This is a genomic window from Serinibacter arcticus (assembly GCF_004786095.1).
Lineage (GTDB): Bacteria > Actinomycetota > Actinomycetes > Actinomycetales > Beutenbergiaceae > Litorihabitans > Litorihabitans arcticus.
In genome coordinates this window covers 846,781-855,160 of sequence record NZ_RHPJ01000003.1, presented here as the reverse complement: position 1 = coordinate 855,160, position 8,380 = coordinate 846,781, and the positions used below count along the sequence as shown (strand labels likewise).

Annotated in this window: 7 protein-coding genes and 1 rRNA gene; 7 read left to right on the top strand and 1 reads right to left on the bottom strand. The window is 73.8% G+C overall.

Annotation, left to right across the window (positions count from 1 at the left end; all coding sequences use genetic code 11):
* The first annotated feature begins 204 nt into the window (after positions 1–204).
* Positions 205–322 (top strand): 5S ribosomal RNA (gene rrf / locus SERN_RS12900).
* 369 nt (positions 323–691) lie between these two features.
* Here the strand turns inward: rrf and SERN_RS15360 are convergent.
* Positions 692–2,584: a hypothetical protein gene (locus SERN_RS15360; RefSeq protein WP_158292658.1), complete on the bottom strand. Its 1,893-nt coding sequence runs from the start codon at positions 2,582–2,584 to the stop codon at positions 692–694.
* On the opposite strand from SERN_RS15360, the gene SERN_RS15355 reads away from it, so the two are divergent.
* From SERN_RS15355 to recN, 6 genes are read left to right on the top strand one after another with little or no spacing between them, the layout of a single operon-like run.
* The gene (locus SERN_RS15355; protein ID WP_158292657.1) at positions 2,513–3,619 is read left to right on the top strand and encodes a hypothetical protein; all 1,107 of its coding nucleotides are present in this window, start codon (positions 2,513–2,515) and stop codon (positions 3,617–3,619) included. The two genes, SERN_RS15360 and SERN_RS15355, sit on opposite strands and share 72 nt — an antisense overlap.
* Complete coding sequence (locus SERN_RS12885; protein ID WP_135850480.1) at positions 3,616–4,662, top strand: HAD-IIA family hydrolase; 1,047 nt, start codon at positions 3,616–3,618, stop codon at positions 4,660–4,662. Before SERN_RS15355 ends, SERN_RS12885 begins: the two co-directional genes overlap by 4 nt.
* Before the next feature lie 34 nt (positions 4,663–4,696).
* The gene (locus SERN_RS12880) at positions 4,697–4,918 is read left to right on the top strand and encodes a hypothetical protein (RefSeq protein ID WP_135850479.1); all 222 of its coding nucleotides are present in this window, start codon (positions 4,697–4,699) and stop codon (positions 4,916–4,918) included.
* Positions 4,919–5,779 (top strand): TlyA family RNA methyltransferase, encoded by an 861-nt coding sequence (locus tag SERN_RS12875; protein ID WP_135850478.1) that lies wholly within the window; start codon positions 4,919–4,921, stop codon positions 5,777–5,779. It begins immediately after the preceding gene.
* Positions 5,764–6,651, top strand: coding sequence for an NAD kinase (locus tag SERN_RS12870; RefSeq protein WP_135850477.1), 888 nt, complete (start codon positions 5,764–5,766; stop codon positions 6,649–6,651). Before SERN_RS12875 ends, SERN_RS12870 begins: the two co-directional genes overlap by 16 nt.
* Entirely contained in the window at positions 6,648–8,375 is a 1,728-nt protein-coding gene (recN, locus tag SERN_RS12865) for a DNA repair protein RecN (protein ID WP_135850476.1), read from the top strand. Before SERN_RS12870 ends, recN begins: the two co-directional genes overlap by 4 nt.
* The last annotated feature ends 5 nt before the right edge of the window (positions 8,376–8,380 follow it).

Sequence of the window (8,380 nt, the reverse complement as noted above, 5' to 3'; positions counted from 1 at the left end):
AGGCCGGAAGTGGAAGCGGGGACTAAAGACCCGTGGAGCTGACCGGTACTAATAAGCCGATCACTTCACCACACCAACAAGCTCAAAATTGTTGCGACGCGTCCACTGTGCGGTTCCCGAACCACCAGCACACCCCAACCAGGCACACCCCTCACGGGTGATGTGCCCTGGTTGGGAGGGTTTGTGTTGATAGTTCCATAGAGTTACGGCGGCCATAGCGAGGCGGGAAACGCCCGGCACCATTCCGAACCCGGAAGCTAAGCCCCTCAGCGCCGATGGTACTGCCCTGGAGACGGGGTGGGAGAGTAGGACACCGCCGAACACCCATTAAGCCGAAAGGCCCCACACCCCCCGGTGTGGGGCCTTTCGCACACCCACAACCACACGCGTCCCCACCACCACAGCCCCACACCCACCGGTGCGGGGCTTTTCTGCATTCACGGACGCCTTGTATGTCGTTGCTCGTCAAGTCTCGGTTCGTGCCGAGGTCCGCGGGCGCGGGTTCGATGGCGGGGACGTCAGATGCGCCGCCAGGAGGTGGGGAGCTGGGCCTCATGACAGATCCCCCGCGTGACGACGCACTGGCCGGCGTACGGGTCCGGTGCGGCGGGAGCGGGGGATGGTTCGAGGCGGTCAGCACGTAGCTCGTCGTCGCGGAGGCCGCGATCCGGCCGGCGAGGGGTGGGGAGCGTCACGGGTCGGGCGGCGGACAGCGTGGGCGGGTCCCGGCGAAGGCGAGTATCGTTGGGTGGTCCTGTTGGGTAGTGCAGCGGGAGTACCACCACGCGAGGTCGAGCCGACTGGTTCCCCGCAGACAGGAGCAGTACAGATGGCTGACGATTCCCGCGCCGAGCGCCGAGGCGACCGCAACAACGACCGAGGTTCCAGCGGAAGCTGGGACGCTCGCGACGGCCGCTCGAGCCGTCCGAAGTCCGGTGGCGGGTACCAGGGCAATCGTGGGGGATCGTCGCGCTCGAGCGGCCCGCGTCCGAACCGCGAGGACCGCAGCGCGGCGCCGCGCTCTGGCGGGGATGACCGCGGCCCCCGTACCGGTGGGTACCAGGGCAACCGCGATGACCGTGGTGGGGCACCCCGTACCGGTGGCTACCAGGGCAACCGCGATGACCGTGGCAGCGCACCCCGCACTGGCGGGTACCAGGGCAACCGCGATGACCGCGGTGGGGCACCCCGTACGGGTGGCTACCAGGGGCGTGACGACCGCGGCACCCGCACGGGCGGGTATCAGGGCAACCGCGACGACCGTGGCGGCGCCCCCCGTACGGGTGGCTACCAGGGCAACCGCGATGACCGTGGCGGGGCTCCTCGCACCGGCGGTTACCAGGGCAACCGCGATGACCGTGGCGGCGCACCCCGTACGGGTGGCTACCAGGGCAACCGCGATGACCGTGGTGGGGCACCCCGTACGGGTGGCTACCAGGGCAACCGCGATGACCGTGGTGGGGCACCCCGTACGGGTGGCTACCAGGGCAACCGCGATGACCGTGGTGGGGCACCCCGTACGGGTGGCTACCAGGGCAACCGCGGTGACCGTGGTGGGGCACCCCGTACGGGTGGCTACCAGGGCAACCGCGATGACCGTGGTGGGGCACCCCGTACGGGTGGCTATCAGGGCAACCGCGATGACCGCGGTGGGGCACCGCGTACCGGCGGGTACCAGGGCAACCGTGACGACCGTGGCGGCGCCCCCCGCACCGGCGGCTACCAGGGCAACCGCGATGACCGCGGTGGGGCACCTCGCACCGGCGGTTACCAGGGCAACCGCGATGACCGCGGTGGGGCACCTCGCACCGGTGGCTATCAGGGCAACCGCGATGACCGCGGTGGGGCACCGCGTACCGGCGGGTACCAGGGCAACCGTGACGACCGTGGCGGCGCACCGCGTACCGGCGGGTACCAGGGCAACCGCGATGACCGCGGTGGCGCACCCCGTACCGGCGGGTACCAGGGTCGCGACGACCGCGGCCCCCGCACGGGTGGCTACCAGGGCAACCGTGACGACCGTGGCGGCGCACCCCGTACGGGTGGCTACCAGGGCAACCGTGACGACCGTGGCGGGGCTCCTCGCACGGGTGGCTACCAGGGCAACCGTGACGACCGTGGCGGGGCTCCTCGCACGGGTGGTTACCAGGGCAACCGGGACGACCGCGGTGGGGCACCCCGTACCGGCGGGTACCAGGGCAACCGGGACGACCGCGGTGGGGCACCTCGCACCGGTGGTTACCAGGGCAACCGCGATGACCGCGGCCCCCGCACCGGCGGCTACCAGGGTCGCGACGGCCGGTCCTCCGGCGGCGACCGTCGCGGTGGCGGCCAGGACCGCGGCGGACGCGGCGACGACCGCGGCGGCCGCGACGGCCGCGACGACCGAGGTGACCGGGGAGATCGACGCGGTTCTTTCGCCCCTCAGGGTGAGCGGTCGCTGCGCCCGGGTCAGGAGCGTCGTGCCGAGCGCGTCGAGGATCCCTACCTCCCCGAGGACATCGAGTTCTCGATGCTCGACCGCGAGACGCGTCGCAGCCTCCGCGGTCTGACCAAGGAGAACGCCGAGACCGTCGGCCTCCATCTCGTGATGGCAGGCCGGCTCATCGACACCGAGCCGGAGCTGGCTCACGAGCACGCTCTCGCCGCCCTTCGGCGCGCGGCGCGCATCGACATCGTCCGGGAGGCCCTGGCACTGACGTCGTACGCGACCGGTCGGTACGCCGATGCCCTCCGCGAGGTGCGCGCGGCCCGCCGTCTCAGCGGCGTCGACGCCCACCGGGCCCTCGAGGCCGACTCCGAGCGTGGCCTCGGCCGTCCCGAGCGTGCGCTCGCCGTCATCCGTGAGGCGGGCGAGGTCGATCCAGCCGAGCGTGTGGAGCTGACCCTCGTCGAGGCCGGCGCCCGGCACGACATGGGTGAGACCGAGGTCGCCCTCCTCCTGCTCGAGGAGGTCGTCATCCCGGCCGGCGACGCCGAGCTGCAGACGCGGGTGAGTCAGGCGCGCATCCCCGTGCTCCGAGCGCTCGGTCGCGAGACCGAGGCGGACGAGCTCGAGGCGACCGTCGGTTCCGACGAGACCGAGGACGACGACGAGGACATCGTCGTGTTCGATCTCGACGAGTATCCGGACGACGACGAGCGCGACGTGGTTCCGCAGGATGCGCCCGATCACGACGGCGACGACCGCGATGACGACGAGAGCGAGCACGACGACGACGGTGACGGTCAGCAGCGGTCGACGCCGTCACCGGAGCCCGTCGCTTTCGACGACGACGACGTGATCGACCTCGTGGAGGAGATCGAGTCCGGGGAGACCCAGCAGGCCGCAGAGGCTGCCGCCGGTTCCGAGGTTGACGACGATCTCACCGAGCCCGAGCCCGAGCCCGAGCCCGAGCCCGAGCCCGAGCCCGAGCCCGAGCCCGAGCCCGAGCCCGAGCCCGCCATCGTGGTCGAGGAGCAGCCCACCGTCGACGACGAGCCGGAGATCGAGCTCGCGACGAACGAGGTCCCCGAGGAGATCGCGGACCCGGTCGCCGAGCCGCAGGACGACGCCGGGCAGAAGGCGGACGAGAACGACGACCCGAACGAGGGCGACGAGGAGGAGCGACTCTTTTGAGCAGCTACCTGGCGGCCTCGGCCGTTCCGCTGGTCCAGGCGCACGACGCCGTCCTGCTCGACCTGGACGGTGTCGTGTACCGCGGCGCCCTCGCCGTCGAGCACGCGGCCGACTCGATCGCCGCCGCGGCGACGGCCGGGGCGCAGCCGGTGTACGTCACGAACAACGCCGGACGACCGCCTCAGGTAGTCGCCGACCAGCTGAACGGTCTGGGCATCCCGACCGATCCGGCGCACGTCATGACGTCGTCGCTCGCCGCGGCCAAGATGCTCGCGCAGGACCTGCCCGCCGGCTCCACGGTGCTGTGCGTCGGTGGCCCCGGCCTCGCCCAGGCGATGTCCGCCCAGGGCTACCGCGTGGTCACGAGCGCCGAGGACCACCCCGACGCCGTCGCGCAGGGTTACGGCCCCCACGTGGGCTGGGCGGAGCTCACCGAGGCGGCCTACGCCGTCGGGCAGGGGGCGCGCTACATCGCCACCAACCTCGACGCCAGCCTGCCGACCGAGCGCGGGATGGCGGTCGGCAACGGTTCGCTCGTCGCCGCCGTTGTCAACGCGACGGGGGTCCGCCCGGTCTCGGCCGGCAAGCCCGAGGCGGGGATCTTCCACGAGGCCGCCGCGCTGGTCGGCTCGACGACGCCGATCGTCGTCGGCGACCGGCTCGACACCGACCTCGCCGGTGCGCGGGCCGCGGGAATGCCGGGGCTGCACGTCCTCACCGGCGTGAGCCAGGCGTACGACCTCATCGGTGCCGCCGCGCACGAGCGCCCCGACCTGCTGGCGATCGACCTGCGCGGCCTGCTCGAGCCGCACCCCGAGGTCACGCGCGACGACGACGGTTCGTGGCGCTCGGGCGCGGGCGTCGCCCGCGTCTCGGGGACCGACCTGCACGTCGTGCGCGACGGGATCGCCCAGTCCTTCGCGAGCCTGACGGAGATCTCGCTCGACGAGCTGCGTGCGGCGTGCTGCGTCGCGTGGGAGGCTGCCGACGGTGGAGTCACACTGACGCTGCAGCCCCGCCCGCTGGCGGTCGTCGCCGCCTGAGTCGCACGAGCAGGTTGCACGGGGAGGACGCACGATGACGAGCACACCGCAGGACCGGCCGGGTCCGCGTCCGGCGCCGCCGAGCGGCACCGCCGGCGTCTCGGGGAACCCGGCGTCCCCGTCCCCGTCCACCGCGCCCCTGCCCGACCTCCCCGACGACGAGCAGCTCGCCGCGATGACGATCCGCGAGCACGTCACGCTCTTCGAGGACCTGCAGCGAACCCTGGCCGACCGCCTCGACGACACGGGCTCCTAGGTGGTCCGCGCCGACGTCGAGCTCGTCGCCCGTGGCCTGGCCACCTCCCGGACGCAGGCCCAGCGCCTGATCGCCCAGGGGGACGTCACGCTCGACGGGCGAGTGCTGGGACGTGCCTCGACGCCCGTGGCCGCCGAGAGCGTCCTCGAGGTCGAGGCGGGGGAGGGCTACGTCTCCCGCGCCGCCCTGAAGCTCGCCGGAGCGCTCGACGCACTGGCTGCCACGCCGTGGTCCGGACCGGTCGTGGCGGGGCGCCGGGTGCTCGACGCCGGAGCCTCCACCGGTGGGTTCACCGACGTCGTGCTCCGGCGCGGCGCCGCGCACGTCGTGGCCGTGGACGTCGGCAGCGGTCAGCTCGACCCTCGCATCCGCGCGGACGAGCGCGTCACCGCGATCGAGCACACCAACGTCCGCCGGCTCGATCCCGCCCGCGTGGGCGCACCGGCCGACCTGCTGGTGGCCGACCTGTCGTTCATCTCGCTGCGTCTCGTGCTCGGGCCGCTGACCGCGTGCCTCGCGCACGAGGCCGATGCGCTCGTGCTGGTCAAACCGCAGTTCGAGGTCGGGCGGGAGCGCCTCGGGAGCGGCGGCATCGTGACCAACCCGCGCGCGCACGCCGACGCGATCGTCGGCGTCCTCGGGGCCGCGGCCGCCGTCGGGCTCCGCGCCCGGGCCGTGCTGCCGAGCCCGATCGAGGGCACCCACGGCAACCGCGAGTTCGTCGCCTGGTTGCAGCGTCGTGACGCCGCGAGCGCTGTCCCCGGCCGAGGCGACACGCCCGCGCAGGCGGCCGAGCACACGCGACTCGCGACGGGTGCCGTCGCCGGACGCCTCGTGGCCGCAGAATGGGGCACGTGGTGAATCGAGAGGTCCTGGTCGTCTCGCACTCGCACGCGCGCGCCATGGAGGCGCGCGCGGAGCTGGAGCAGCAGCTCGCCGCGCACGGCCTGACCGTGCGTGCCGCCGAGGAGATCGCCCCGTTCGACGCCGTCCTGCCCGAGCAGCCGGGCTGGCTCAGCGCCGTGGAGGTGGTCGTCGTCCTGGGCGGGGACGGAACGATCCTGCGCGCCGTCGAGCTCGTCCGCGGCACCGACGTCCCCGTGGTCGGCATCAACCTCGGCCACGTCGGCTTCCTCGCGGAGTCCGACGTCGCGGAGATCACCGATCTCGTCGGCCAGATCGCCCGTCGCGACTACACGGTCGAGAACCGCATGACGATCGACGTCCGCGCCATCACGCCCGACGGCACCGTCCACGAGGCCTGGGCGATGAACGAGGCCACGGTCGAGAAGAACCGACCCGAGCGGATGATCGAGCTCGCGATCGGCGTCGACGGCCGAGCCCTGGAGACCTTCGGCTGCGACGGCGTCGTGCTGGCCACGCCGACGGGATCCACCGCCTACGCCTTCTCGGCGGGCGGCCCCGTCGTCTGGCCCGACGTGGAGGCGCTCCTGCTCGTGCCGCTGAGCGCCCACGCGCTGTTCGCGCGCCCCCTCGTCGTCGGCCCCTCGAGCGTGCTCGAGGTCGAGCTCCTCACCCGCACCGCCACGGCCGCCACGATGTGGTGCGACGGCCGCCGAACCCTTGACCTGCCGCCCGGCAGCCGCGTCGAGGCGCGGCGCGGCGCGCACCCCGTCGCCATCGCTCGCCTGAGCCCCGGACCGTTCTCCGAGCGTCTCGTGCGCAAGTTCGACCTCCCGGTCGCCGGCTGGCGGGGGAGGCGCGCCCCGTGATCGAGGAGCTGCGCATCCGCGACCTCGGTGTCATCGCCGAGGCCACGCTCGAACCGTCGCCCGGCTTCACCGCGATCACCGGTGAGACCGGAGCCGGCAAGACGATGCTGCTGAGCGCGCTCGACCTGCTGCTCGGCGGGCGGGCCGACGCCTCGCGCGTGCGGGTGGGCGCGGAGCGCGCCGTCGTGGAGGGCCGCTTCACGAGCGTGCCGGCCGCCGCCGTCGCGCGTGCCGAGGACGCCGGCGCCGAGCTGGACGACGGCACCCTCATCCTGGCCCGGACCGTCGTGGCCCAGGGGCGGTCGCGCGCGCACGTCGGCGGGACGAGCGTGCCGCAGGCCGTCCTGGGGGACATCGGCGAGCAGCTCGTCACCGTCCACGGCCAGGCCGACCAGTTCCACCTGCGCTCCCGCGCGACCCAGCGCGACGTCGTCGACGCGTTCGCCGGTCCGGAGCACGCCGACCTGCTCGCGACGATGCGGACCACCCACGCGGCGCTGCGCCGCGCCGAGCAGGCGCTCGCGGAGTTCACGGCGAACAGCCGCACCCGCGCGCTCGAGGTCACCACGCTGACGGCCGCCCTGGCCGAGATCGACGACGCCGAGCCCCAGCCGGGCGAGGACCTCGCCCTGCGCGAGGAGGTGGACCGCCTCGACAACGTGGAGGTGCTGCGCTCCGGGGCGTCCGAGGCCGTCGTCGCGCTCTCGGGTCGTGGCGCCGACGACCTCGGCGCCGTCGACCTCCTGGAGGCCTCGGCCCGCGCCCTCAACCGCGCGGCCGAGCACGACCCCTCGCTCGGTGCCCTCGCCGAGCAGATCATGGACTCCTCCCGGGTGGTGGCCGACCTCAACGCCGAGATCGGCACCTACGTCGCGGGGCTCGAGTCCGATCCCCGCCGCCTCGACGTCGTGCACGCGCGCCGCGCCGTGCTCGCGACGCTCGGACGCACCTACGGCGTGCCGTGGGCCGAGCGCGGGCCCCAGGACCCGCCGGCGGGCAGCACGGACGCCGTCATCCTGTGGGCGCGGCACGCGCGCGCCCGGCTCGACGAGCTGACCGGCCCCGGTCAGGACCCCGACACGCTGCGCGAGCAGGTCGCCGAGCTCGGCGCCGAGGCGGCCGCCGTCGCGACCCGGGTGACCGCCGCGCGCCGAGCCGCGGGGGACCGGCTCGCCACGGCCGTCACGGCCGAGCTCGCCGGCCTCGCGATGGCGAGCGCGCAGGTCGAGGTCGCGCTCGATCCGGTGGTCGTCGGTCCGACCGGGGCCGACGACGTCGCCATCCTCCTCGCGCCCCACCCCGGCGCCCCGGCCCGGCCGCTCGGTCAGGGCGCCTCCGGCGGCGAGATCTCGCGCGTGATGCTCGCGCTCGAGGTCTCGCTCGCCGACGCCGGCGAGGCGACGCCGACCACGTTCGTCTTCGACGAGGTCGACGCCGGCATCGGTGGCCGGACAGCGAGCCAGGTCGGGCAGCGGCTCGCCGAGCTCGCGCGGACCGCCCAGGTCGTCGTGGTCACCCACCTCGCGCAGGTCGCCGCGTTCGCCGACCACCACATCGTGCTCGAGAAGGACACGGGCGCCCCCGACGGCACCGTGACGAGCGTGCGCGCGGTCAGCGGGGACGACCGCACCGCCGAGCTGGCGCGGATGCTGTCGGGTGAGACGACCGCCACGGCGCTCGAGCACGCGGCAGACCTCCTCGAGAGGTCCGACGTGGGACGATAGGCGGC

Coding starts and splice junctions, on each gene's coding strand:
- SERN_RS15355 (WP_158292657.1), top strand. CDS start 2,513: ATGCTCGACCGCGAGACGCGTCGCAGCCTCCGCGGTCTGACCAAGGAG.
- SERN_RS15360 (WP_158292658.1), bottom strand. CDS start 2,584: ATGGAGGCCGACGGTCTCGGCGTTCTCCTTGGTCAGACCGCGGAGGCT.
- SERN_RS12880 (WP_135850479.1), top strand. CDS start 4,697: ATGACGAGCACACCGCAGGACCGGCCGGGTCCGCGTCCGGCGCCGCCG.
- SERN_RS12870 (WP_135850477.1), top strand. CDS start 5,764: ATGGGGCACGTGGTGAATCGAGAGGTCCTGGTCGTCTCGCACTCGCAC.